Annotated in this window: 25 protein-coding genes and 2 pseudogenes; 14 read left to right on the forward strand and 13 right to left on the reverse strand. The window is 38.8% G+C overall.

The features are described from left to right. Positions 1-33 precede the first annotated feature (33 nt). Positions 34-783, reverse strand: a complete 750-nt coding sequence (locus tag F985_RS23375) for a DUF4850 domain-containing protein (protein WP_004705800.1) — start codon at positions 781-783, stop codon at positions 34-36. A 125-nt stretch (positions 784-908) separates the two neighbouring features. Between F985_RS23375 and F985_RS23380 the strand changes: the two genes are divergently transcribed. Together F985_RS23380 and F985_RS23385 are read left to right on the forward strand one after the other, a co-directional pair. Next, positions 909-1976, forward strand: coding sequence for a DUF1176 domain-containing protein (locus tag F985_RS23380; RefSeq protein ID WP_004705801.1), 1068 nt, complete (start codon positions 909-911; stop codon positions 1974-1976). A gap of 83 nt (positions 1977-2059) precedes the next feature. Further along, positions 2060-2578: a hypothetical protein gene (locus F985_RS23385; protein ID WP_004705802.1), complete on the forward strand. Its 519-nt coding sequence runs from the start codon at positions 2060-2062 to the stop codon at positions 2576-2578. A gap of 78 nt (positions 2579-2656) precedes the next feature. On the opposite strand, the gene F985_RS23390 is transcribed toward F985_RS23385, so the two are convergent. The 5 genes from F985_RS23390 to gatC form a co-directional block, all read right to left on the reverse strand. Beyond that, entirely contained in the window at positions 2657-3235 is a 579-nt protein-coding gene (locus F985_RS23390; RefSeq protein WP_004705803.1) for a DJ-1/PfpI family protein, read from the reverse strand. A 170-nt stretch (positions 3236-3405) separates the two neighbouring features. Continuing rightward, the gene (locus F985_RS23395) at positions 3406-3870 is read right to left on the reverse strand and encodes a hypothetical protein (protein WP_004705805.1); all 465 of its coding nucleotides are present in this window, start codon (positions 3868-3870) and stop codon (positions 3406-3408) included. A gap of 109 nt (positions 3871-3979) precedes the next feature. Beyond that, complete coding sequence (gene gatB / locus F985_RS23400) at positions 3980-5449, reverse strand: Asp-tRNA(Asn)/Glu-tRNA(Gln) amidotransferase subunit GatB (protein ID WP_004705806.1); 1470 nt, start codon at positions 5447-5449, stop codon at positions 3980-3982. Next, positions 5449-6927: an Asp-tRNA(Asn)/Glu-tRNA(Gln) amidotransferase subunit GatA gene (gatA, locus tag F985_RS23405; protein ID WP_004705807.1), complete on the reverse strand. Its 1479-nt coding sequence runs from the start codon at positions 6925-6927 to the stop codon at positions 5449-5451. The genes gatB and gatA overlap by 1 nt, the downstream gene beginning before the upstream one ends. A 53-nt stretch (positions 6928-6980) precedes the next feature. Beyond that, the gene (gene gatC / locus F985_RS23410) at positions 6981-7295 is read right to left on the reverse strand and encodes an Asp-tRNA(Asn)/Glu-tRNA(Gln) amidotransferase subunit GatC (protein WP_000107699.1); all 315 of its coding nucleotides are present in this window, start codon (positions 7293-7295) and stop codon (positions 6981-6983) included. 133 nt (positions 7296-7428) lie between these two features. Here gatC and F985_RS23415 point away from each other — a divergent pair, with 133 nt between their 5' ends. The 6 genes from F985_RS23415 (at position 7429) to F985_RS23440 (ending at position 12252) form a co-directional block, all read left to right on the forward strand. Next, positions 7429-8469, forward strand: coding sequence for a rod shape-determining protein (locus F985_RS23415; protein WP_000601379.1), 1041 nt, complete (start codon positions 7429-7431; stop codon positions 8467-8469). A 16-nt stretch (positions 8470-8485) separates the two neighbouring features. Continuing rightward, entirely contained in the window at positions 8486-9343 is an 858-nt protein-coding gene (mreC, locus tag F985_RS23420; RefSeq protein ID WP_004705808.1) for a rod shape-determining protein MreC, read from the forward strand. Then, the gene (gene mreD / locus F985_RS23425; protein WP_004705810.1) at positions 9330-9821 is read left to right on the forward strand and encodes a rod shape-determining protein MreD; all 492 of its coding nucleotides are present in this window, start codon (positions 9330-9332) and stop codon (positions 9819-9821) included. The genes mreC and mreD overlap by 14 nt, the downstream gene beginning before the upstream one ends. Beyond that, positions 9809-10369, forward strand: a complete 561-nt coding sequence (locus F985_RS23430; RefSeq protein ID WP_004705811.1) for a Maf-like protein — start codon at positions 9809-9811, stop codon at positions 10367-10369. The genes mreD and F985_RS23430 overlap by 13 nt, the downstream gene beginning before the upstream one ends. 113 nt (positions 10370-10482) lie before the next feature. Next, complete coding sequence (gene rng, locus F985_RS23435; protein ID WP_004705812.1) at positions 10483-11937, forward strand: ribonuclease G; 1455 nt, start codon at positions 10483-10485, stop codon at positions 11935-11937. A gap of 141 nt (positions 11938-12078) precedes the next feature. After that, the gene (locus F985_RS23440) at positions 12079-12252 is read left to right on the forward strand and encodes a PA1571 family protein (RefSeq protein ID WP_002116397.1); all 174 of its coding nucleotides are present in this window, start codon (positions 12079-12081) and stop codon (positions 12250-12252) included. A 29-nt stretch (positions 12253-12281) separates the two neighbouring features. On the opposite strand, the gene F985_RS23445 is transcribed toward F985_RS23440, so the two are convergent. Further along, positions 12282-13667, reverse strand: a complete 1386-nt coding sequence (locus F985_RS23445; RefSeq protein WP_004705813.1) for a WS/DGAT/MGAT family O-acyltransferase — start codon at positions 13665-13667, stop codon at positions 12282-12284. 172 nt (positions 13668-13839) lie between these two features. After that, positions 13840-14574, reverse strand: coding sequence for a phosphoadenylyl-sulfate reductase (locus F985_RS23450; protein WP_004705815.1), 735 nt, complete (start codon positions 14572-14574; stop codon positions 13840-13842). 184 nt (positions 14575-14758) lie between these two features. Here F985_RS23450 and thrH point away from each other — a divergent pair, with 184 nt between their 5' ends. Then, positions 14759-15376, forward strand: coding sequence for a bifunctional phosphoserine phosphatase/homoserine phosphotransferase ThrH (gene thrH, locus F985_RS23455; RefSeq protein ID WP_000406999.1), 618 nt, complete (start codon positions 14759-14761; stop codon positions 15374-15376). 58 nt (positions 15377-15434) lie between these two features. Here thrH and F985_RS23460 read toward each other — a convergent pair whose 3' ends face one another. After that, positions 15435-16934: an outer membrane protein transport protein gene (locus tag F985_RS23460; RefSeq protein ID WP_004705816.1), complete on the reverse strand. Its 1500-nt coding sequence runs from the start codon at positions 16932-16934 to the stop codon at positions 15435-15437. A gap of 598 nt (positions 16935-17532) precedes the next feature. Then, complete coding sequence (locus F985_RS23465; RefSeq protein ID WP_004705817.1) at positions 17533-18231, reverse strand: NAD(P)H-dependent oxidoreductase; 699 nt, start codon at positions 18229-18231, stop codon at positions 17533-17535. A 157-nt stretch (positions 18232-18388) separates the two neighbouring features. Between F985_RS23465 and F985_RS23470 the strand changes: the two are divergent. Next, positions 18389-18730, forward strand: a pseudogene (locus F985_RS23470) (AraC family transcriptional regulator ligand-binding domain-containing protein); the annotation flags it as partial. A 27-nt stretch (positions 18731-18757) separates the two neighbouring features. On the opposite strand, the gene F985_RS23475 reads toward F985_RS23470, so the two are convergent. Continuing rightward, the gene (locus F985_RS23475; protein WP_000343018.1) at positions 18758-19966 is read right to left on the reverse strand and encodes an IS256-like element ISAba26 family transposase; all 1209 of its coding nucleotides are present in this window, start codon (positions 19964-19966) and stop codon (positions 18758-18760) included. A 75-nt stretch (positions 19967-20041) separates the two neighbouring features. On the opposite strand from F985_RS23475, the pseudogene F985_RS23480 reads away from it, so the two are divergent. Further along, a pseudogene (locus F985_RS23480) lies at positions 20042-20749 on the forward strand (helix-turn-helix domain-containing protein); the annotation flags it as partial. A 42-nt stretch (positions 20750-20791) separates the two neighbouring features. On the opposite strand, the gene F985_RS23485 reads toward F985_RS23480, so the two are convergent. Together F985_RS23485 and F985_RS23490 are read right to left on the reverse strand one after the other, a co-directional pair. Continuing rightward, a complete protein-coding gene (locus F985_RS23485) occupies positions 20792-21784 on the reverse strand; it encodes a fatty acid desaturase family protein (protein ID WP_004705820.1) in 993 nt (330 codons plus the stop codon). A gap of 106 nt (positions 21785-21890) precedes the next feature. Further along, positions 21891-22691 carry a PaaX family transcriptional regulator C-terminal domain-containing protein gene (locus F985_RS23490; protein ID WP_004705821.1) on the reverse strand — a complete coding sequence of 267 codons (801 nt, stop codon included), beginning with the start codon at positions 22689-22691 and terminating at the stop codon, positions 21891-21893. A 344-nt stretch (positions 22692-23035) separates the two neighbouring features. On the opposite strand from F985_RS23490, the gene F985_RS23495 reads away from it, so the two are divergent. The 3 genes from F985_RS23495 to F985_RS23505 all read left to right on the forward strand — a co-directional run bounded on the left by F985_RS23495 (position 23036) and on the right by F985_RS23505 (position 25951). After that, positions 23036-23854, forward strand: coding sequence for an undecaprenyl-diphosphate phosphatase (locus F985_RS23495; protein ID WP_004705823.1), 819 nt, complete (start codon positions 23036-23038; stop codon positions 23852-23854). 158 nt (positions 23855-24012) lie between these two features. Next, positions 24013-24906 carry an AraC family transcriptional regulator gene (locus F985_RS23500; protein ID WP_004705824.1) on the forward strand — a complete coding sequence of 298 codons (894 nt, stop codon included), beginning with the start codon at positions 24013-24015 and terminating at the stop codon, positions 24904-24906. A gap of 46 nt (positions 24907-24952) precedes the next feature. Beyond that, positions 24953-25951: an NAD(P)H-quinone oxidoreductase gene (locus F985_RS23505; protein WP_004705825.1), complete on the forward strand. Its 999-nt coding sequence runs from the start codon at positions 24953-24955 to the stop codon at positions 25949-25951. The last annotated feature ends 131 nt before the right edge of the window (positions 25952-26082 follow it).

Consider the following 26082-nt stretch of genomic DNA (forward strand, 5'->3'; position numbering starts at 1 on the left):
CCCGCGAAAGCGGGTTTTTTTATAAGTATTGGATTAGTGCGTTGCATTATAAAAATTAAGGATAGGGCCAACTAAAGACTGCTGCGATTTATCTAAGGTGACTTGAATCTCTTTATAGTTAAAAGTGTCTTCATCATAATATTTAGCAATACCATGGGTTTTATTGTTCACTTGTGGAATTTGATAACTAAAAAAAGCCACTTTTTTTGAGGGATGAACAATGTTGATGAATTTTTTAGAGTCTTTGAATCCGCCAAAATCATCTTCAACACTTTCTTTTAACAGTTCAGGAAAATACAGCGTTGCATTTGGTAATCCACACCCAACGCAAAAAGAAGAGTCATAAAGCTCTATCGCTTGTTTTTGATCTGGACTCATTACTAAAGCAAAACCAGTTCCATTCGCACCTGCATTTGCTTGTACATCTTGCCAGTTACGTGGAACCAGCACCAATCCTGTTTCAGGTAATGCAAGAAGCTTGAGTTGTTTTGCATGTTGAGCATCGAGTTTAAAATTAAAATGGCAGCTTTTAGGCGTACAGGTTTTAAAACTTTTAAGTAAACCATCTTCTATAGGGTTTTGTGCCGTTACTCCATAAAAAGGGACTGTAACGCCGTTTAAAAAATTTGCTTCTCCAAGCTTATAGAACTGATTATCTGCTTTGCGTGTTGCAGCAGAGCTATAAAAATTTGGAAAATGAGGAGTAAAGCTTTTTACTTCTGCATAAGCAGTTGAAGTGAGACTTACCAATACTGTGCATAATAAAAAATTTAATTTTTTCATTTTTAGAAAGTAATCAATTTAAAATCTTATATAAATCTAACATATTCTTTTAAACTATAAGGTAATTCAAAATTGAATACTGTTTTTAACTTCATAATAAAAACAGACTTATAGAGATATGGAAAATGAAAAATATACTTTCAATTTGCTGCTTAGCGGCAATAAGTTCTTATAGTTTTGCTCAAGACATTAAAGGCATTTCATTTTCTCATCAAGAGTGGGAAATCTATTGTAGTAATACGGGTACTTGTAAGGCTGCTGGCTATCAAAATGAAGACAATGGTGATAATCCAGCTTCAATTTTAATAACGCGTAAAGCAGGGCCAAAACAACCTGTGCAAGTTGAGTTTGCTTTGTCTGACTATGAACAAAGCATGCCTGCAAATCAGCTTAAAAATATCCATTTTTATATCAATGGCAAAGATTTAGGGCTTGTGGTTGTAGATGGCACTGAGCTGCCAATTATGGGTAAACTAAGTAGCTTACAAACCAATGCTCTACTACAGCAATCTAAGCAAAAAACTGAAATTACATTTAAAAATGCGCAACATGAATGGAAAATTTCCGATGAAGGAATGACCGCTGTGTTATTAAAAATGGATGATTTTCAGAAGCGTATCGGGACCGTTGGTGCTTTAGTCAAAAAGGGCAGTGCCAATGAAAATCAAGTGCTGATGCCTGAGACAAAACTAGTTGTAAAACGTATTAAGACGGCAACCAAACCTTACTTAACTTTACAGCCAAAAAGTAAACAGTACCAAGCAATATACCGTAGTCTGATGGCAGCTAAACCGAATCCGAAAGAAGACGGCTTTTGCGAGGGAGTGTATGGCGGTAATAGTGATGGAGCTGAACCACAAGAAATTGACCTATATAAATTAACCAATAAGAAAGTTCTGGCGACTACATTGTGTTGGCGAGGAGCTTATAACGAAGGCTATGGGGCTTGGGTGCTCGATGAGTCTTTAAATGGTAAAGCAACTTTTGTGACCGAGTCTGCTTCAGATTTCGATAGCGGTATGATCAGCAGTTCTCAAAAGGGACGAGGCATAGGAGACTGCTGGGCAAGTGAAGAATGGGTGTGGGATGGCAAGAGCTTTGTGCATACTAAGGATATGTGGACAGGGATGTGTAAAGGCTTGGCAGCAGGTGGGGTGTGGGAGCTTGATCGAATAGAGTCTGTGGTGAAATAACTACTTTGCGGTTACAGAGTCATAACAGGTAACTTTGGTGACTCTGTGATAAAAAGAACAGATTGTTTATTGGAGCTAGACCTATGTCACGTCATCTTTACGCTATTGCTCGCCATAAGTTTTCACATCTGAGTCGTTCAATATGTGTGGCGGCGGCTGTACTAGGCACCACACAAATTGCAATGGCGGGTCCAACGGTCGATCAGCTCAGTGATTGTCTGGTTAAAGCTACAACAGCTTCAGATAAAACTACAGTGCTTCAGTGGACATTTACGGCTTTAGCAGCTCATCCCGATTTAAAAGCATTTAGTAATGTAACACCTGAGCAAAAAGACCAGTTAGACCAAAAACTGGCTCAGGTTTTACAACGCGTGATTGTAGAGCAATGTTCTACCCAAACTAAAGCTGTGATTAAGGCAGAAGGTGTTAAGGCAGTTGGAGAAGCTTTCCAACAGTTAGGTCAGAGTGCTGGTGAAGATATTGTTAAAGACCCAGCCGTTAAACAACAGTTGCAGGGCACATTACGCTATATCGACCTAAACAAATTGGTGACAACGTTTTTAACACCAGAGATTTGGAATAAGCTGGGAATTACAAGATAAAAATCTAGTTTTCTATTTTAACAATAAAGCCTGCTATTTAAGTGCAGGCTTTATTGTATACGGGATAAAGTGATTTATTTAGATCGTAATCGTAGCGCCTAAAACTTTCACAAATTGAGCTAACCAAGCTGGATGTGCAGGCCAAGCTGGTGCTGTCACCAAATGTCCATCTGTAACGGCTTCAGTCACAGCAATATCTGCATATTGACCACCTGCGAGTTTTACTTCGACAGCACATGCTGGATAAGCAGAACAGAGGCGGCCTTTTAAAATGTCAGCCGCTGCGAGTAACTGAGCGCCGTGACATACAGCTGCAATTGGTTTTTTCACTCGATCGAACTCCCGTACAATTTCGACAACGCGATCATTCATACGTAAATATTCTGGTGCACGACCACCCGGAATGACTAGGCCTACATAGTCTTCGGTATTAACGGCATCAAAATCATAGTTAATTGCAAAGTTGTGGCCTCGTTTTTCGCTATAAGTTTGTTCGCCTTCAAAATCATGAATAGCTGTCGCAATATGGTCACCGTTCTTTTTATTCGGGCAAACAGCATGTACGGCATAACCTAAACCTGTTAAGAACTGAAATGGAACCATAGTTTCATAATCTTCAGCATAGTCACCGACTAACATTAAAATCTTTTTAGACATGATTTATCCCTCTTTTTAAAATATAAGTGATTTCAATTTTTAATTTAAATTAGCACAGTCACTGAGCAATTCTTTAGAAAAAAGCCCATTCTTTAGTCGAAGAGTGTTTCGTAAGTGATATAAAAAAAGCCTCGATAAATAGAGGCTTTTAAATTTATGGGGTCTGCTTTTTATAACTCACAAGCTTTACCTTCATATTCACGACGGTTAAGAGTGTATTCCTTACCATTCCATCGATAAATAGGAAAACAGAAGCCTGTTCCCCCATTTTCAATATCAGGCCAGCCATCTTTGCCTTTAGTTTTCAAAAAGGTGGGAATGCCAGAGTCGCTAAATAGTTTTTTCCATTGACCATCTTTTTGCTGTGAAACTATATAATAGCCAACACCCGTATTGCCATAACACATAGTGCTACTATCTTGAATAACTGCATCTTTATGACCATCACCATTTAAATCTTTATAAATAATAATTTCACCAGTATCACAGTTACCTTTCCAGCCATGTTTTGTTTTTTTGAAATTTGCAGCTTTAAAAATAGATGCTACTTCACTCTTTGGGACTTGAACTGTTTGAGCAAAAAGTGTCGAGTTTATTAACAATAAAGAAGTCGTAATAAGTAATTTATTTGTCATGGATAACCTATCAGAATGGTTTTAGTTTAAAAATTATTTTGGATTGATTGAGTTTTTGAAATAGATAAAAACCCGCTCTAAAGCGGGTTTCTCTAAAAAATAGATTAGTTTAACCAATCAATTTTTTCATTAATTCATTTACTTGAGCAGGGTTAGCTTTACCCTTAGACGCTTTCATGACTTGACCAACAAGACCGTTAAAGGCTTTTTCTTTACCAGACTTGTACTCTTCAACCATTTTTTCATTGGCTGCAAGTACTTCTTTAATAATTGCTTCAATTGCACCAGTGTCGGTTTCTTGCTTTAAGCCTTTTTCCGCAATAATGTCATCGGCAGATTTACCTTCCGATTCCCACATAAAGCCAAAGACTTGTTTAGCAATTTTACCGCTAATGGTGTTGTCAACAATACGAGCAATCATGCCACCAAGCTGTTCAGCAGAAACAGGTGAGTCAGCCAAATCTAGGCCTGCTTTGTTTAAAGCACCTGAGAATTCGCCCATTACCCAGTTTGCAGACACTTTACCTTGTTTCGCACCGCCAGCAGCAGCCACAACAGCTTCATAAAAGTCTGCCATTTCGCGTGAGAGCGTAAGTACGTGAGCATCGTACTCAGTTACACCAAAGTCTGCGATAAAGCGTGCACGACGTGCAGCAGGAAGCTCTGGAAGTGCAGCGCGAGCAGCTTCGATTTGCTCATCTGCAATAATTACTGGTAATAAGTCTGGATCTGGGAAGTAGCGGTAATCGTTTGCTTCTTCTTTAGAACGCATTGAACGCGTTTCCATTTTGTTTGGATCAAACAAACGAGTTTCTTGGTCAATCTCACCGCCCCATTCCAAAATTTCCATTTGGCGTTCAATTTCAACATTGATCGCTTGCTCAATGAAACGGAATGAGTTGAGGTTTTTAAGCTCACAGCGTGTACCAAATGGTTGGCCCGGACGGCGTAAAGACACGTTACAGTCTGCACGGAATGAACCTTCCGCCATGTTACCGTCAGAGATACCTAACCAACGTACTAATGTGTGAATCGCTTTGATATAAGCAACCGCTTCTTCAACTGAACGCATGTCTGGTTCAGAAACGATTTCAAGTAAAGGTGTACCAGCACGGTTTAAGTCAATGCCAGACATGCCTTCAAATTGGTCGTGCACAGATTTACCAGCATCTTCTTCAAGGTGGGCACGAGTTACACCAATACGTTTAGTCGTACCATCTTCAAGTTGAATGTCAATGTGACCCAAGCCCACAATCGGGTTATCCATTTGGCTAATTTGATAGCCTTTTGGAGAGTCAGGGTAGAAGTAGTTTTTACGTGCAAACACAGATGCTTGGTCGATGTAAGCATCGATACCCAAACCAAAGCGAATAGCAAGATCAACTACTTTTTCATTCAAAACAGGCAATACACCCGGCATAGCCAAGTCTACAAGGCTCGCTTGTGTGTTTGGGTCTTGACCAAATTCAGTCGATGAACCAGAGAAAATTTTAGAATTGGTTGCAAGCTGAGTGTGAATCTCGATACCAATAACGACTTCCCAACCGTCAATCAATTTCAACTTTTGAGCTTCAGCCATTATGCATTCTCCTCAGCAATTGCCGCACGTTGAGTATGGAAATCGGTATTTTGTTGGTATTGATGAACAATCGACAATAATTGCGATTCTGACCAGTAGTTACCAATTAATTGTAAGCCTACAGGTAAGCTGTCTTTATCAAAACCAACAGGAGCATTAATCGCTGGTAAGCCTGCTAAGTTCACTGCAAGTGTATAGATATCGCCTAAATACATTTCAGTTGGACTTAAGTTCGCACCAATTTTATATGCAGTTGTTGGAGCAGCAGGAGCCGCAATCACATCCACATTTTCAAATGCTTTTAAAAAGTCTTGTTGAATTAAACGACGTACTTTTTGTGCTTTCACATAGTAAGCATCGTAATAACCTGCAGAAAGCGCGTATGTACCAATCAAAATACGACGTTGAACTTCTGGACCAAAGCCTTCTGAACGAGAACGCTTATAAAGATCCATCAAGTCTGCTGGGTTTTCACAGCGGTAGCCGTAACGAACGCCATCGTAACGTGACAAGTTAGAAGATGCTTCCGCTGGCGCAATCAGGTAATACGTCGGTACATAAGCTTCAGTCATGTTGAGATCGATCTCAACAAGGGTTGCACCCATTTCTTCAAGCTTTTTCAAAGACTCTTCAACACGTGCTTTAACGTCAGCATCTAAGCCTGCAACGTTAAAGTACTGTTTAGGAATACCAATGCGTAAACCCTTTACAGATGTGCCATTTAAATTTGCAACGTAGTCATCAACTTCCTTTTTAACCGAAGTTGAGTCTTTTGCATCGTGACCTGCCATTACATTCATGAGGTAAGCACAGTCTTCAGCAGAGCGTGCCATTGGACCCGCTTGGTCTAAAGATGATGCATAAGCAATGATCCCGAAACGAGATACACGACCATAGGTCGGTTTTAAGCCTGTTAAACCACAGAAAGAGGCAGGTTGACGAATTGAGCCACCTGTATCGGTACCTGTAGCAAAAGGTGCTAAATCAGCTGCTACAGCCGCAGCAGAGCCACCTGATGAACCACCAGGTACATGGTCAAGTGCCCAAGGGTTGCTTGTTGCACCAACATATGAGCTTTCAGAGGTTGAACCCATCGCAAACTCATCCATGTTCACTTTACCTAAAGTGACAAGACCAGCTGTTTTAGTTTTTTCAACAACAGTTGCATCGTAAGGAGAGATGAAGTTGTCTAGAATTTTTGAACCAGCAGTGGTTTTAATGCCTTTGGTACAAAAGATATCTTTATGAGCAAGTGGAATACCCGTTAAAGCAGTTGCATTACCCGCTTTTAAAGCTGCATCGGCTGCGTCGGCTTCAGCAAGCGCTTGTTCAGGTGTAACCGTCACGTAGCTTTTTACCAGTGGGTCAATTTTAGCAATACGTTTTAAATAGTGTTCAGTCAATTCGCGAGATGAAAACTTCGCTTGGCTTAAGCCTTCAGCAAGTTCACGAATTGATAAGCGATGTAAATCAGTCATGAGTAAAATTTCTTTACATTCAAAATTGGGAAGATGGATTAATTGACTAAAAGTTATTCAATCACGCGAGGGACAAGATACAAACCATCTTGAGTTGCAGGTGCAACAGCTTGGTATTCATCTCGATGATTACTTTCAGTTACCACATCAGCACGTAAAGGTTGAGGATTGTCAAAAGGACTCTTCAAAGGTTCTACGCCTTCCGTATCAATGCCTTTTAAGGTTTCCATCATGCCTAAAATTTTATTTAGACTTTGAGCATATTCAGCAGATTGCGTATCATTGAGCGACAATCGAGCAAGATTGGCGATTGCTGAAACTGTTTGTGCATTTAAATCTGCTGAATGCTGTGCATCCGATGTAGACATAACATCACCTAATCAGTATTAAAAATTTTCAAAATATCGTGCGTTATAATAAGCGATTGACTTGTTCAAATCATCACATTTAGTTTAAAGTTGCCACCTTGCATCCACATGAAAGTTTAACTGAGAACGAACCGTGATTCTAAAACGACTAATTGGCTTGTTTTCGCCGGATCTAGCCATTGATTTAGGTACAGCAAATACACTTATTTATGCACCAGGCCGCGGCATTATATTAAATGAACCAACAGTTGTGGCAATTCGTCACAGTGGTTCACAAAAAATTGTTGCTGCTGTAGGGCTGGATGCGAAACAAATGTTAGGCCGTACGCCTGCAAATATTTCTGCAATTCGTCCAATGAAAGACGGTGTAATTGCAGACTTTGAAGTGACTGAAACCATGCTGAATCAGTTCATTGGTAAAGTTCACGAAAAACGTTTGTTCCCACCTGCACCTCGTGTAGTTGTATGTGTACCATGTAAATCAACTTTGGTCGAGCGTCGTGCGATTCGTGAAGCCGTATTTAATGCGGGTGCCCGTGATGTGCGCTTAATTGAAGAGCCGATGGCGGCTGCAATTGGTGCGGGTATGCCAGTTGAACAAGCATGTGGTTCTATGGTTGTGGATGTTGGTGGTGGTACAACTGAAATTGCAATTATTTCATTGCAAGGTTGTGTCTATGCTGATTCTTTACGTATTGGTGGCGATGTATTTGATGAGCAAATCATTAATTATGTTCGTAAAGCTCACGGTTGCGTAATTGGTGAAACCACAGCTGAAATTATTAAGAAAGAAGTAGGTATGGCTGTTTCTGATGGTACGACATTAGAAATTGAAGTACGTGGTCGTAACCTTGCAGAAGGTGTGCCTCGTGCAATTACCGTAACTTCTGACGAAATTACTCAAGCGATTTCTGACCCATTACAAAGCATTGTAAGCGCGGTGAAATCAGCTCTTGAACAAACTCCTCCTGAACTTTCTTCAGATATTGCTGAGCGCGGTATTGTGTTGACAGGTGGTGGTGCGTTACTTCGCAACCTCGACAAATTATTAGCTCAAGAAACTGGTTTACCAGTTGTTGTGGCTGAAGATCCTCTTACTTGTGTAACCCGTGGTGGTGGTAAAGTATTAGAATTCTTCGACAACCCGAACCATGACATGCTTTTCGTCGGTTAAGTTTAAGGATTAGGCGGTGCAACCGAATATTTTTTCAAGACAGCCGCCATCTTTCCGCTCGTTCATTATTGCGGTCATTACATGCTTGGTTGTGCTTTTCTTTGATTGGCGTATGCCTTATGTAATTCAGCCAGCAAGGGATGTCTTGTACGCTGCATATAACCCAATTTATGCGCTTGCAAGTTATCCGGTACTGTCGAGAGAATGGCTGAATCAACAAACTAAATCTGAAACACAACTGCGCCGTGAAAACACTGCAATGCAGGCTGAGCTGTTACAGGCTCAGGTTCGTTTGCAGAAGCTGTCAGAGCTGTCTGCTGAAAATACCCGATTACGCGGCTTACTTGATACACCATTAATTATTGATGGTCGTATGGAAATTGCTGAAGTAATTGGAACAGATGCCGATCCGCTCCGTCATATCATCATTATTAACCGGGGTTCAATGGATCATCTTAAGGTTGGTCAAACGGTTCTAGATGATAAAGGGATTATGGGGCAAATTATTAATGTGTACCCTCATAGTTCACGTGTGATGTTACTTTCTGATAAAGAGCATTCACTATCTGTTCGTCTAGAGCGTACAGGTATGCGGGCGATTGTTTCTGGTACTGGCGATTTAGGTCGCTTGAAAATGGAATATGTTCCAACCAGTGCAAATATTCAGGTTGGCGATAAAGTCCTGAGTTCTGGCTTAGGTGAGCATTTTCCAGCAGGTTACGCAGTGGGTACAGTAGCTAAAATACGCCGTCATAATTCAGGTGAATTTGCGGAAATTGATATTACTCCAGCTGCTCAGCTCGCAACAGGGCATCATGTTATTGTACTTTTCTCAGACTCATTAGCGAAGGAGCAGCCATATGCCGATCGCTAAATTGAAACGTGAGAAGCGTAATGATCCATTATGGGTAATTATACTCTCTGTAATCGTGGGTTCAGTACTCATGGTTTACCCATTATCCTACGATATTTCTGGCTGGCGACCATTGTTCATGCTTATGATCATGTTGTTTTGGGTCGTTTGCCAACCAACATGGTGTGGAGTATGGTTTGCATTTGGTATGGGGCTTTTTACAGACTTACTACTTGATGCTCCATTAGGACTAAATGCACTGAGCTTTGTTATTGTTACCTTTGTTACCCGGTTTTTAATACGCGAGCGTCGTATTTTGACTTTCGGTAATTTATGGACAATTGCCACTTTGGTTATTATTGCTCATTTAGCCTTTATGTGGGTGACCCAAACCATGGGAGGTACTCACTTCTCAATTGCTCGCCATTGGCAACCATTAATGACCAGTGTTCTAACTTGGCCAGTAGTTTATTATTGTTTAGCAAAATGGCGCATTTAGTTTTAGCTTCCAGTTCTCCGCGTCGGAGAGAGCTGTTGCAGCAGTTGGGTTTAGATTTTGAAATTTATAGCCCTGATATTGATGAATCTGTTCATGACGGTGAGCTGGTTTATCAATATGTTGAGCGTTTAGCTAGAGAAAAAGCCCAAGCCGTATTAAATATTTTTCCAGATGCCGTGGTTATTGCGGCCGATACAAGTCTTGGGCTTGATGGTCAGATTATTGGTAAACCTGACTCAAAACAGCATGCTTTTGAAATTTGGAAACAATTATCTGGTCGTTGGCATGATGTGTTTTCCGGAATTTGTATTGCGACACAGCAACAAATCTTGAGTCAGGTGGTGCAAACACAAGTTGAATTTGCGGCCTTAACTACACAAGATATGGAAGACTATTGGGCCACAGGAGAACCTGTAGGGAAGGCCGGTGCGTATGCAATTCAAGGAATTGCTTCGCAATATATTCCCAAAATTCAAGGAAGTTATAGTAATGTGGTAGGACTTCCTTTGTACGAATTTTCACAGTTATTCAAAAGAGTGAAGACATAAGGGGTTGTTGATAATTCTTGATTGAATTGCATTGTCGATGAATAGTGGACAAAGCTACGTTAACAGTCTCTCTGACTCTTTAATAAAAATTTTATAATGCTTTGAGTTTATGTATGTCAGAAGAACTACTTATTAATGTCACGCCTATGGAGTGTCGGGTGGCATTAATCGAAAATGGAACTGTTAATGAGCTGTATGTAGAACGTACAGTTAAACGTGGTTTGGTCGGTAATATCTACAAAGGTAAAGTTGTTCGTGTACTGCCTGGTATGCAAGCGGCTTTTGTTGATATCGGTTTATCTAGAACAGCCTTTTTACATATTAATGATATGGTTTGGCCTCGTTCTCAACCAACTCCTAACGTTTTTGAATTACTTCATCCAGGACAAACGCTTACCGTTCAGGTTATGAAAGATATGCTGGGTACAAAAGGTGCCCGCCTGAGTACTGATCTTTCAATTCCTTCTCGCTATTTAGTTCTCATGCCATATGGTAATCATATCGGGGTTTCTCAGCGTATTGAGTCAGAAGAAGAACGTGAGCGCTTACGTAATATCATCGAAGGTATTCAGGCAGAGCACAATCTACCGGGGAGTGTGATTGTACGTACTGCTGCTGAAGGCGTAGATGATGCTGAGATTGCGCAGGATATGTGTTACCTCAGTAAGTTATGGGAATACATTCAGCGTAAGCAAGTTGACGTTGCAGTACCTTCCTTAATTTTTGAAGAATTACCGCTACCACAACGAATTATTCGTGATTTAGCAAGTGAAGAAACTGCAAAAATTTATGTCGACTCGAGAGAGATTCATGGAAAACTCCGTGAATTTGTAGATGAGTTTGTACCGAATATGCAAAGTCGCCTGATTCATTATCCAGGTGAACGCCCATTATTCGATCTTTATAACGTTGAAGAAGATATTCAAAAAGCGTTACAAACCCGTGTTGCTCTAAAGTCTGGTGGTTATCTAATGATTGACCAGACTGAAGCCATGACGACCATTGATGTGAATACTGGTTCTTATGTCGGTGGTCGTAGTCTGGAAGACACAGTCTTTAAGACGAATATGGAAGCGACTCAGGTTATTGCACGTCAGCTCAGACTTAGAAATCTGGGCGGTATCATCATTATTGATTTTATTGACATGCAAGAAGCCATTCACCGTGAAGAGGTGATGCGTCAATTTGAAAAAATGCTTGAACGCGATCATGCGAAAACCAAAATTACTCAGGTATCTGAACTTGGTTTGGTAGAAATGACGCGTAAACGGACGCGAGAATCACTCGAGCACTTGTTATGTGAGTCGTGTCCAACGTGTCAAGGACGTGGTTTTGTCAAAACAGCAGAGACAGTATGTTACGAAATATTTCGTGAGATATTACGTTATACCCGTGCTTTCGAGTCTACGAGTGGCTTTACTGTTGTTGCGCATCCATCGGTGATTGACCGATTATTAACTGCAGAAGCCCCAGCAGTGGCTGATTTAGAGCATTTTATCAACAGAGTTATTAAATTTCAGGTTGAAAATTTATATACGCAAGAGCAATACGATATCATTTTAAGTTAAAGTTGTAACAAGATATCGCTTAATCCTTGTTACAACTGAAATTTTACTTTCATTCATGAATTTTAAATACTACTTACATACAGTAGCCCTAGACGTTCTCCCTATTTAAAACGTCTTAGCAAACAATAAGAGGTATAACCCATGAATGTAAGTGAAAACTTAATTAGCAACGGTCTTAAACATGTTTTAGAAAGCACGCCAGTAAATAGCTGCTATATGTTGAATGACCAAGGTAAAGAAGTACCGATCACAACTGCAATGATTCGTTCAGTATGTCATCAGTTACTTAATCAGTGCCGCACAATTAAAAAATAAGGGGCCATTTCAAAGCCCCTTAGTTTTTCTTAACCAACCGAATGATGTTTTAGTTGTTTCTCTTCAATAATCTCTTCAAAACGTTGAATCTCGTTTTCAAGATGAGTCAGAAGGTTTTGCATTTTAGGTAAAGCATTTCGACATGCTGTTAAACCTACTTCAAGCTTATCTAGATAGCTCGTCATCGTAATATTGAGTGCTTGCCCGTCCATGACAATAGAAGCTGGGTAAAGCGCATCTAATTTCGCACCATTCCAATAAAGTGGCTCACGTGGACCTGGTACATTAGAAATCACTAAATTAAACGCTTGGCGCTTAGGAAGCATCCCAGACATGATGTTTAGACCTGCCGGACCATAAACCACAGCACTATAGTTTAAAATCTCATTTGCAGTCATGCGGCTAAAGCGTTGCTTCGAATTTTGCATACTACGACGAATAATTTCGAGTCGTTCTAAAGGCTGATCTTTATGAGTCCCCAAATTCGCTAGAATCATCGTAATGCGATTACTCACATTAGAGTCATCTGTGCGCAGTGAAGCAGGGACCATGGCAATAAGAGGCTTTTTAGGCAAACTGTTATGACTAATCAGGTATTCACGTAACGCACCTGAACATACAGCAAGCACAACATCATTGATGGTCACACCAAGGGCTTTAGAAATCTTTCTAAGACGACTTAATTCAAATGATTGAGCTGCAAAGCGACGTGAAGCACTTACACGCTGATTTAAAATTGAAACTGGAGCTTGAAAAGTCGATACATAGTCGGGATTTTTCCCCATCTCTTTAAAAATGGTTTGTGATAACTCATGCATGACTTTAGGTGTAACTTCAAGTTGTGACTTGATGCCTCCCAAAATACTTTTGATTTTACTGGTACTTGGTTTTGGCACTTTTAAGCGCTTTGTTCTTTTACTTTCTACACACCAAAGGGGAACTACATGTTTTTCTTGTGGGGTCTTAGATAGAGACTTTTCAATTAAACGCATACCCGCAACGCCATCTACCATGGCATGATGAATCTTAAAGTACATCGCGAAACGATTACCTTCGATTCCTTCAATAATGTCGCACGTCCAAAGCGGTTTTGCTCGGTCAATTAAAGAACTATGCTGCTGCGAAATATAAACCAGTAACTCACGGATTCGACCAGGATGAGGCAGAGCAATATGGCGGAAATGGTGATCAATATCGAACTCTTCGTCTTCATCCCAAAATAAACCATTTAAACGGTTATTGAAGGGAGGGACAGGAATACTTTTTGATTGGCGAATTTCTTCTACTAAATCACGAACAAAAGTTTCAGGGGCATTTTCAGGAATTTCAAATAAAAACAATCCGCCAACATGCATCGGTTGTTGTCTTTTTTCTAGTGATAGAAAAATAAAATCAATAGGGTGTAATGGACGCATAACTTGTTGTGCCTCATGCTTTTTTCTAAGAAGCCCTTAACTGAGCTCTTATTAGAATTATAGAACCGTAAAATTTAGTATATAGCGTTTATTACAGATTAAATATGACTTTGTGTACGAGATATAACTGTAAAAAAAACCACTGATTCATCAGTGGTTTTTTTATACCAGACTATTTTTTTAAGTTGCCTGCATGTAAGCCACATTCTTTTTGCGTTGCTTCTTCCCACCACCAGCGGCCTTCGCGTTCATGCTGGTTTGGAAGTACCGCACGAGTACATGGTTCACAACCAATAGAAACAAAACCACGCTCATGTAAAGGATTATATGGAATTTCCATCATACGGATATAACTCCATACTTCAGCGCTAGACCAGTTCGCAAGCGGATTATATTTAATGAGTTGTTTGTCTGGACCAGAGAAACCTACGTCAGCTTGTACGACAGGAATTTCGGTACGTGTACCCGGACTTTGATCTTTACGCTGGCCTGTAATCCAGCCATCTAAGGTTGCAAGTTTTTTACGCAAAGGCTGAACTTTTCGAATACCACAGCATTCTTGGTGCCCATCTTTAAAGAAGCTAAATAAGCCTTTTTCATTCACCATGCTTTGCACAGCTTCAGATTCAGGAAAGCAAATTTCGATATTAATATTGTAATGCTTACGAACAGTTTCAATAAATTGATATGTTTCAGCATGCAAGCGTCCGGTATCAAGGCTAAAAACACGGAAAGGTTTGCCTAAACGTGAAGCCATATCAATTAAGACGACGTCTTCTGCACCTGAGAATGAAATTGCGATTTCACCTTGTTGGCTTAATGCAAGTTCTAAGATCTCGCGTGGGCTTTTAGCTGCATATTCAGCTGCGAGAGCATCAACAATATCAATAGTCGGAATAACGGTCATGGGTGTTCCTGGCAAAAGGCTTGGGCGCATTGAGTTATGAAAAATATTCTAAAGGATAGTAAATAAATTGCTTAGCACTTTAATTTCAATCCTTATGAATAAAATTGATTTGATCAATAACAACGCAAAACTGAAAATCTTAATGGTATGATACAGCAATTTTTAACCAACGTTGGAAGCATTCATGGAAATCGTATGCCTAGATCTTGAAGGGGTTTTAGTTCCTGAAATCTGGATCAATTTCGCAAAAAAAACAGGGATTAAAGAACTAGAAGCAACAACTCGTGATATTCCGGATTATGATGTTTTAATGACTCAGCGTCTGAATATCTTAAAACAACATGGTTTAGGCCTAAATGACATTCAAGAAGTGATTGCTGAGATGGGGCCATTACCAGGTGCCAAAGAGTTTGTTGAATGGGTAAGTACTCATTTCCAACTTGTGATTTTGTCAGATACCTTCTATGAGTTTGCTCATCCTCTAATGAAGCAATTAGGGTGGCCAACAATTTTCTGTCATAAGTTAGAGACAGATGACGAAGGAATGATCACTGCTTATAAACTACGTCAACCAGATCAAAAACGTGAGTCTGTTAAAGCACTTCACGGTTTAAATTTCCGTGTAATCGCGGCAGGGGATTCATATAACGACACAACCATGCTTGGTGAAGCTGATCATGGCTTCTTATTTGATGCACCTGCAAATGTGATTGCTGAGTTCCCTCAGTTCCCAGCAATTCATGGCTATGATGCATTAAAAGAAGCAATCCGTTCAGTTTCGCAGCGTAATATTCCTGCTTAAGAATGGACAATAAAAAAGGCGCTTTAAGCGCCTTTTTTATATGTGATAATTTTTGGGCTTAGAATTTATAACCAAGTTTTAAGCCATAAGCGATCGCGTTGTTGTCTGAGAACTCTGCAACATATTGATCGGTACCAGCTTGTGCACCAGTTTGTGCTTTAGCATCACCCAACCAGAAGTATTTTACACCACCGGCAATGAAAGTTTGTGGAGTAGGGCTATATTGAACACCTAAACCTACGTTCCAGTAACCTTCCGTTGGGCCTAATGTGGTTACAGGGTTTCCTGCACCAGAGTCCCAACCTACAGAGACATTACCTGCCCATTTTTCATTAAGCTTACGACCTACACCAGCATTCACCGTCCATTGATCATCAGCATATTCAACTAAGTTAAAGCCATTTGGACGTCCAACAAGAGGTCCAACAACTTGTGAAAGTTGGCCAAATTTGTATGGTTGAATCGCGAAATCTTTCCAGTTCACCCAACGTACGTTAGCAAACGCAACAGTATTAGCCATGATACCTGTCTGGAAATCAAAGTTTACTGATTGAGGTGTCGTGATTTTTGTGTCAGCTGAGCTATTTGCAATTGCAGCAGCTGCGGCATCTTGTCCTAAAAGTGATAAAGCTGGAAGGGTAGGGATTTTTTCGCGAATATTTACATCGTGATCGATTTCAGAACGATAAGTCACAGAAGCTTTAAGGGCAATTTCAGGAATTTGATAAGCAACACCAGCTAACCAACCAGCTCCACCTGTTTCTTTAATGTCAGCATCGTAGCCATTATAAATACTATAAGCTTGTCCGCGTAAACTTACATTGCCTTTAATTGTCTGATAGACACCACCTGCATAGATGTTCCAGTTTTGAGTCGGTTGGAAACCAAATACAAAAGATAAGTTTTGAGTATCAACTTTAACTTTTGTAGCACCAGTTCCAAGTAAACCATTCACTTGCTTCAAACCTGCATCTACTTGTGCAGCAACACCTTGTTTTACACCTGCATCAATAACAGCTTTAGTTGTTGGGTCATTATTGTATGCATTTAGAGTTGCAGCAAATTGTGCTTGACCTGCTGGAGTAGATAAGTTAACACCTTGTGCTTGAAGTGCTGCACCAACACGTTGATTTGCTGTTAAATTATTAAAAGCTGTATTAATAGTGTTTGTGCGGATACTATCTAGGGCTGCTGGAGCTAAAATAGTATTAGATGGGTCAGAGACAAATACATTTTGACCACTATATTCAGCATTAGCTCCAAATGGTTGGTCGTAGAGTAAACCAAAAGAAAATTTATCGTTGAGTTGTAATTTTAGTGCGGCATTTGGAAAATAATAATCATTAGCCATATCACCAATATCGCGACGAGTTGCGCTTGATCCTGCTTCTTTACCCTCTACAGTTGGGTCTAAAACAGAAATACCCGCTTCAAAGTAGTTACCTGGTTGTAAGAATGCAGACATTGACTGTCCAGAGCGATCCAAAGCTGCTGCGAAAACCCCAGTTGCAGGCAGCGTTGCCAAAATCATTGCAGTGCTCAGATGTTTTAATTTCATTTTAATCTTTCCTTGAACTTCAAGACATTTTTTTAAAAGTAACAGAGTTAAACCGTTTAAACTGTGTTGCCTTCAAAGCTTTTAATTACAAGTTTCAAAGCTTTGATAACTCCATGTAACAAAAATAGCATAATTACACTAAGAGTAAATCTGTTATATGAACTGGGGAGTACTCATTTTTTATACAAAAAAAGTCAATAAAGAATGAAATGTGGAGAAATTTTTACATTATTAAACTATTTTAAATAATTGATATTTATATTTTTAATCTATTAGTAATAAGCCATGTATTTATGACATTTTTGTCAAAAATCCAAGAAAAATGGTCAAAGATTTTTTTGTAAAAATATGAGTTGATTGATCATGAAGTGAGTATTAGTTATCATTTTTACAGGATAAGTCTAGTTTATCTACATGTGTATATTATTGATTCCATTTTATATTATTCATAATAGTGCATAAGTCAGTATTTATTTTTTTACCATTTGATCAATTTTGGGGTGTTTCCAGCAGATAAGTTTAACCGTCTAAAATACAAAGAATGAACCAAATTAAAAGTATGAATACAATTCTTCCGATTTAGAGTTAAAACAAACCGTTAAAGGGGATATAACTTTTCATCAAATTGTTCAAGTTTGGGAAACTTTAAAGGTTCAAGCTGGTCGAGGTGGGTAAGGTACGTTATATAGTCCTCAAGAATGGTTTTTCGTGCTTCTTGGCTAATATAAGGTACATGATAGGCAATGAATGGTGGAAGAACTTCAAAACCGCTATAAGCCAAGGTACCGCGTTGAATAGGTGATAGATAATGCTCTATTGGTCCGTGAATAGAGTTCTCGCCAAACATATGCGTTCTACCGCCTAATGTTAGACAGAGCATCGCTTTTTTACCCGCCATACCACCGTGGTTATAAAACCGTTTTCCGCCATAAAAAAGTCCTGAAACGAATACGCGATCAATCCATCCTTTTAAAATTGCCGGGACAGAAGTCCAGTAAAGAGGAAAGTTTAAAATAATCAAATCTGCTCGTTTTACTTTTTCAATTTCCGCTTGAATATCAGGTACTAAAAGGTTTTTCTTGGTGGCATTACGTTGTTCTAATGCGTAATTGAAATAGTCAGGTTGATTGAGTTCTAAAAAATCCTCTTTGGAAGCTACAGGGTTGAACTGCATTGCATACAAGTCAGAAACTTCTACACGATGACCCAACTTTTTAAATGTTTGCTGAGCTGTCGTTTTTAATGAAGCTGTAAAAGACTGTGGCTCTGGATGCGCATGAACGATCAAAATATTCATAAGGGGACCTGTATTCTTTTCAGAAATTGTGCTGTCTAGTGCGATTCACTGGATTCCATTTTGAACAACTATGCATCAATTTAAAAACGTGGCATAGTTCATGAACTGACAGTTTTTACCATTTGACGCCACAATTATGATTGCTAGTGGACCATGCATGAATCCAGAATTACCTGGAACTTATATTAATTTATTAGTCGATATAGTTAAGCAATGGAATATCTCGGGTGATCAGCTTCTAGATGGAAGTGGCATAACATTAGAACAATTAACCAAACCCTATTGGTATGTTGAATTTAATGCTTTAAACAAACTTTTTGAACATGCTATTGAACTCATTCATGAGCCAGCATTAGCGGGTTATTTGGCTTTGGAAATGAAAGCATCTTGTTATGGTTCGGTAGGTATGGCGGCCATGGTTTGTGCAAATTTAGAAGAAGCCCTAAAAACACTTGAACAATTTATTGGATCACGTTGTGATGCATTTAAGCCGAGCCTGTAAATTATTTTGTGTAAGTTCCATTTTTTATAAATGATCTTTTAATCGATCATCGAACTGAATCGTAAACCAATTCATTGCTAAACGCCAATTTTGAATTGGCATCGTCCATTTCTTCGCAGCATTTGATGTTGCTAAGTAAATGACCTTCTTTACTGAGTCATCAGATGAAAAGATTTTCCTTTTCTTCGTTGAATGGCGTATTACGCTATTCAACGACTCAATCGCATTTGTTGTATAAATTGCATGACGTATTTCGGCTGGATAGCTAAAGATCGTTCGGATATTTTCCCAATTGGCCCGCCAGGATTCTCCAATTTTGGGATACTGGTGATTCCATTGATCACAGAAGATGTCTAGGGATTTTAAAGCATTTTCCTCTGTACTTGCCTGATAAATCGCTTTCAGACCCGACGTAACAGCTTTGTAGTCTTTCCAGCTTACAAATCTCAGGCTATTGCGTACAACATGCACGATACACAGTTGAATATCAGTATGAGGGTAAACAGAGGCTATCGCGTCAGGGAAGCCTTTTAATCCATCTACACAGGCAACAAGAATGTCCTGTACTCCTCGATTTTTTAGCTCTGTCATGACTGACAGCCAGAATTTGGCACCTTCTGTCTGAGCAATCCACATACCCAGTAATTCTTTTTGCCCATCCATATTGATGCCTAAAGCAAGGTATACGGACTTGTTAATCACATTGGAGTGCTGACGGACTTTGACAACAATACAGTCAAGATAGACAACAGGATAAAGGCTATCTAAGGCTCTATTTTGCCACTCAGTCACTTGCTCAATCACAGCATCGGTAACTTTGCTGATGAGAGATGCTGACACATCGGCATCGTACATTTCTTTGAAGAAGGCTACAATTTCCCTATTAGTCATTCCTTTTGCATACAGTGAGAGGATTTGGTCATCCATACTGGTGATGCGTGTTTGGTGCTTTTTGATAATTTGTGGCTCAAATGAACCTTCTCGATCACGGGGAATATCTAAAGCCAGTTGTCCATCTTGAGTTGTAATGGTTTTAGAACTAAACCCATTACGGCTATTTGAGCCTTTCTTGGGCTGATGCTTTTCATAACCGAGATGGTCTGAAAGTTCAGTATTGAGTGCAGTTTCAATCATGAATTTTTTAAAGACTGCTGTCATTTGGTTTAAGTCTTCTGGTGTTTTTAGACCTTTAGCCAATTCGGCAGCCATACTTTTGATTGTTGCTTCATCCATGTGAAGTACCTTTTGTAATTATCCTCTGAAGGATAAATGAAAATTAAGTACTTACACAAAATTTAGAACAGTCCCTTTAAGCCAGAGTTAAAACAAGAACAAGATTATATTTACTGGTCTATACGCCAGCCTTTGAAAGCTTTTCAGTTGAGTCCAAATGCTAGTATTTTTTTATTATTAGGTTTTGTTCAAATCGCGAAGCATCTAACAGGATTATCATTTTTAGGTACCGTTAAGTTAAATATGTCTGAACCCGTCGGTTTTTCAAAACTAAAAGACGAATTGGGTGTAGATTGTTTATTTAATGAAAAACAGAATTTCTGGATTTTTCCAAAAGAATATTTATCGCAGCCTATCCTAACTGCCGACCCGATGCTTACACCTTTACTAAAAGCACAGTGTAAAAAAGATATCGATAAATTGAAGTTACGCAGCGGATGGAAAGTAGAAATTAGCCACCTAATTAAAAAATTATTGATCAATAGTCAGGGGGAAATGTTAAAAGTTAAGCAAGTCGCTCACATGATGAATATGTCAGAGCGGAGCCTACAGCGGTATTTGGCAACCGAAAATACAAGTTTTTCAGTATTAGTTGATCTAACTCGAAAGCAGCAAGCACAAGATCTTTTAGAAAATAGTGCAATATCAATTGAAGCTGTGGCTTTAAGTTTAGGTTATGCAGATACATCCCATTTCACTCGCGCATTTAAACGCTGGATGGGAGTGACACCGAAGTATTATCAAACTCAGTTAAAACTAAAAAAATTAGATATACGTGAATAATAAAGAAGACCACAAATTTGAAAGTGGTCTTCTAAATAAGCATTAAGTTGATGATTCTTGTTTTGATGAAAGTGAATGAATCACTTCAAAATAGCTAGGTGGGACTGGAACATGACCTCGTTCTCTTAATACTTTGTGCATACGCGGTAATTTAAAATATGGCACTGAAGCCATTAAATGATGTTCCATATGGTAGTTTACGTGGATTGGTGCAACAAAACTTCTCGCGATCCACCCAGCTTTGGTTGTTCGAGTATTGGTTAAAGCAGTATTGCTGGTTTGCATTCCAGCATGTTCTGCCATAGAGCGAATACGTAAAAAAAGTGGGAATGGGGTTAAATAAGCCAGAGGCCATAACCAATAAAAACGTTGCTGACCAAATGCTTTTAGAACACCATAAAGTGCCAGATTGGTTGCAATAGCGCCCGTACTGTTTTTTGCAATACTCTTTGCATAGTCAACGAAATTTTTATGACTGCGGTCTAACCAAATTTGGTCATTGGCAACAGTCCATTTCATGACATCCAGATCCATTAAAACTCGACCTAAGCTAAACTTTAAGCCAGTCATACCTGTTAAGTCCCGTAAGAATTTACGAGTTAGAGATTTTTTACTGACAGGAAAACCAGCAACTAAAGAAAGATCTGGGTCATCTGGAGTAGACGTTTTTGCATGGTGACGAACATGGTGTATACGATATTTTTGAAGATCATTCCAGATGGGGCGGGCGCATAGCCATTCACCGACGAAATCATTTATTTTCTTATTTTTGAACAGACTTTTGTGAGACGCGTCGTGCATTAGAATTGCAAGACATAACTGACGACCCGCCAAGATTGCTAAGGCAAGCATACATGCTAATAATTTACCCCAACTCGGTAAGTAATCCCACATCATGATTAAGCTGGCGAATGTTCCACCAATAACAGCCCATGTACTGGCAACAGCCCAAGCACCATAGGCATCTGAAGGTTCGGTAAGCTCTTGTATTTCTTCTCTGCTAAATAGGTCCGTAACACTTACCTGTGTATTCATTGTTATTCTCCCAAATTAGAGTTTGGTATCTATATTTTATATTACAAATATAGTTATAAAAATTTAAAAAGTGAAATATTTGTTTGTAAAAAAATAAATCAGATGACTATAGGTTTAATTCTTGTTCATATATTTTTTTCCAAAGTTTTTGGCCAATCGCGTCTAGCTGCTGTACATCCTGAGCAAATTGATTACGCGCAGACTCATTTACAAATGGAGCTGGTAATAGGGGATCATTCATGAGTAATGCAATCGTTTCCCTACCTAAAAGAAGGGCTTTAACTGCAGCATCATTTAAGGAGAGATGAGTATAGTTCTCAAGCCAGTGTGTGATATCTCGACTATACATTTCATAATTTTTTTCGAGTTGTTTGGTATCCCATAAAGAAAAAATTTGCTTAAGCGTTGAGGGTTCGAAATAGTGAATAATACAAATTTTTGCTTCTTTCTCTAGCCCAGCTAAAACAAGCTCCTCACAGGTTTTTTCAAAACTATAAGCTAAATTGTCTGGGCGGATGTAAATACCCGTTTCTAATTCTTTAAAACCAAATTGACGCAGCACACGTTCACGTTTTTTAAGAGCAGTTCGGTCTATACGGCCCAGTGTGCCTGTAAAAACAGCAAGATAATGTTGCTGCCATTCTTTAGTTTGTTTAATACCATTTTTACGATTGAGAATTACTTTTGCCCAATCTTTCGTAGAAGGTGAAAGTTGATAGATTCCGCGTTCTACGCTTTCAATCATACCTTCATTTAATAAACGGGTTGTCGCAACTCGAATACCGTTTTCACTTAAGTTAAACAGTTTGGCAGCCACCAAAATTTGTTTAATCGTAAGTTGAGGGTAAGCAGAGGAAAGAAAGAGATCGATAATCAGATGACGTGCGTTGATTTTAGTATTTTTCATTTTGTTTAAATTTTAAATATAAATGACATATGCTTGAAATAATATCATGTTTGTTTGATGTTTTAAGATGGTTTCTTGGCTTGCTTGAGTGTAAGAACTTTTATGTATAACTAGAAGATGATTTGTTTTTGATTAGATTTTATCTTTTTACGATAGTTAACCTAAGTTTGTCATAATGATGTGATACATTATTGCACTTTAAATAATCGGCCTTTAATTAAAGGCAATAACCAAAATGCTAGAAATGATCTGATATTGAACATGAATTAGGCCAAAGTATTGGTTTATCCATGATATAAAACAACTTTTTAGACCTTTCTAGTGATTAACTTTTTGAGCAAGTGATGGAAAATTTTGAAGTTATAAAAGCACTATTTCTAGGATTTGTTGAAGGTTTAACTGAATTTTTACCAATTTCCAGTACTGGCCATTTGATTTTATTTGGTCATATTATCGATTTCCATTCAGATGGTGGTCGTGTATTCGAAGTAGTGATCCAGTTAGGTGCTATTTTGGCAGTATGCTGGTTATATCGACAAAAAATTATTAACTTGATTAAAGGCTTCTTTAGTGGCGATGTAGAGTCGCGTCATTTTGCTTTTAGTGTATTAATTGCTTTTTTCCCAGCAGTGATTATTGGTGTTTTAGCCGTCGATTTTATTAAAAGCGTTTTGTTTAGCCCAATTGTGGTTGCGATTGCCCTCATTGTTGGCGCACTGATTATTTTCTGGGTTGAATCTAAACAGTTTGAGCATAAAACATTAGATGCAACAAAAATCACGTTTAAGCAGGCATTTTTAGTTGGTCTTGCTCAATGTGTTGCGATGATTCCGGGAACATCTCGTTCAGGTGCGACAATTGTAGGCGGGATGTTTGCAGGTTTATCACGTAAAGCCGCAACAGAATTTTCATTCTTCCTTGCAATGCCGACCATGTTAGGTGCAGCGACATTTGACTTAATTAAAAATGCTGATGTGTTGACCTCAGACAATATGATTAATATTGGTGTTGGTTTTGTTGCAGCATTTATTGCAGCTTTATTTGTAGTAAAGGCACTAGTACTTTTTGTTGAACGCCATACGCTACGCGTATTTGCTTGGTACCGTATTGTGCTCGGTGTCATTATTTTGATTGCAGCAATGTTCTTTAACTTATCTGCTTAATCATCAGATTGAATAAAAAAACCTAGAATCTTCTAGGTTTTTTTATGCCTAAAAATAGCTTTAACTTGCTTATTTATACAAAGTACTACCAAGAAATACTTTTCCCTTTTAGTTTGATTGATATAGTAAATCTTAAATAGCCCGTAAAAAATAAAGCAATGCAACAGAATGATTTGATGAAAAGATTGGTAGAGGCTTTTTTATATTTGGCTCCTCAAGAAGGGCTGTATCCTACCTATATTTCAAACATCACCCTTATGAGGGTAGATCATTCCACACAACCTGTTGCTGTATTACAAGAGCCTTCAATTGTTTTAGTCATACAAGGCGTAAAGCGTGGTTATATCGGGAAAGATACTTTTCAGTTTCAACAAGGCCAGTGTTTACTCATCTCGATAGCTATTCCTTTTGACTGCGATACGTTGGTTGAAAATGAACCGATGCTGGCAATTGCGATTAAGTTTGAAACGCAAATGATGGCTGATTTAGCCACTAAAATGGATAAAGACCAGCAGCCATCTATAGATGAGCTTGAAAAAAGAGATATAAAGCTCAGTTGTGGTTTAAATATTATAGACATGAACACGGTAATATCTGAGGTTGCTTTACGCTTGTTGAATTTACTTCGTTCTAAACAAGATACTGCGATATTGGGAGAACAGATAAAACGAGAACTCATTTATCGGGTTTTGCAGGCAGGTAGTCGCGATTTAATCGAAAATCTTTCGGCTATGATAAGTCGAAATAGTGTGATTTATACAATTTGTGAAATTATTCAAAGAGATTACTATCATAATTTAACGGTTCAGGAACTTGCTAAACAAGCAGGAATGAGTGTCTCTCTTTTTCATCAAGCGTTTAAGAAAGTCACGAACTATTCTCCATTACAGTACATTAAGATTACTCGATTACATAAGGCACGTGATTTAATCTTAAATAATCAAATGGGTGTTGCTGAAGCCGCCTATCAGGTTGGGTATGTAAGTGCTTCACAGTTTAGTCGAGAGTTTAAACGGCTGTTTGGAGTTCCACCTAAATCTTCAATGAATTAAAGTAAATCAATACATTTAAAATATAAACCAAACATGGAGCATATCAATGAGTCTTCCAACAACCATGAAAATTGTTGAAATTACGGTTCCTGGCGGACCTGAGGTCTTAAAACTTCAAGATTCAGATGTTCCTGTTCCTCAAGCAGATGAAGTGTTAATTGAGGTAAAAGCTGCTGGAATTAACCGTCCAGACGTATTGCAGCGTATGGGTTTATACCCAATGCCTAAAGGTGTTACGCAAATTCCGGGTCTTGAAGTCGCTGGGGTCGTGGTTGCTGTAGGTGAACAGGTGCAACAGTTCAAAGTTGGAGACAAGGTTTGTGCTTTAACCAACGGTGGTGGTTATGCAGAATACTGTGCTGTCACTGCAACGCAAGTATTGCCAATACCTGAAAATCTAACATTTACCCAAGCTGCTGCGATTCCGGAAACATTCTTTACAGTTTGGGCAAACCTGTTTGATATCGGCCGTTTAAAAGAAAACGAAACAGCACTGATTCATGGTGGTGCAAGTGGTATTGGGACCACAGCTTTAGCGATTTGCCATGCTTTAGGGATTAAAACTTTTGCTACAGTTGGAAGTGAAGATAAAGTTGCAGCACTCTCTAACTTAACGACTGCAATTAACTATAAAACCCAAGATTTTGAGCAAGAAATTTTGAAACACACCCAAGACCCAGGTGTTGATGTGATTTTGGATATTGTGGGTGGTTCATATTTCTCGAAAAACTTAAATCTATTAAAACGTGATGGTCGACTTGTGATTATTGGTTTTATGGGCGGTCGAATTGCAAAAGAATTTGATTTGCAGAAACTGATTTTAAAACGTGCAACCATTACTGGCTCAACCATGCGAGCACGTAATAGCCAAGAAAAAGCCCAGATTGCTCAGTCATTACATGAACATGTGTGGCCGTTATTAGCGCAAGGCAAGTGCTTACCGCAAATCTATAAAACTTATGATTTTTCAGATGTACAAAGTGCCCATGCATGTATGGAACAAGGTGACCATATTGGAAAGATCGTTTTAGAGATTAATACTTAATTTAATCTGTGATAGTTTAGGTGAACGTCATGTTTGCCTAAACTGAAATTTATAATTATTAATTGTGCCTATTTCTATATAAAAATTGCCAAATTCTATTGGCGTGTTGCACCAGTTTGTTGATCTAAATA

The organism is Acinetobacter seifertii, from assembly GCF_000368065.1.
Classification (GTDB): Bacteria; Pseudomonadota; Gammaproteobacteria; order Pseudomonadales; family Moraxellaceae; genus Acinetobacter; species Acinetobacter seifertii.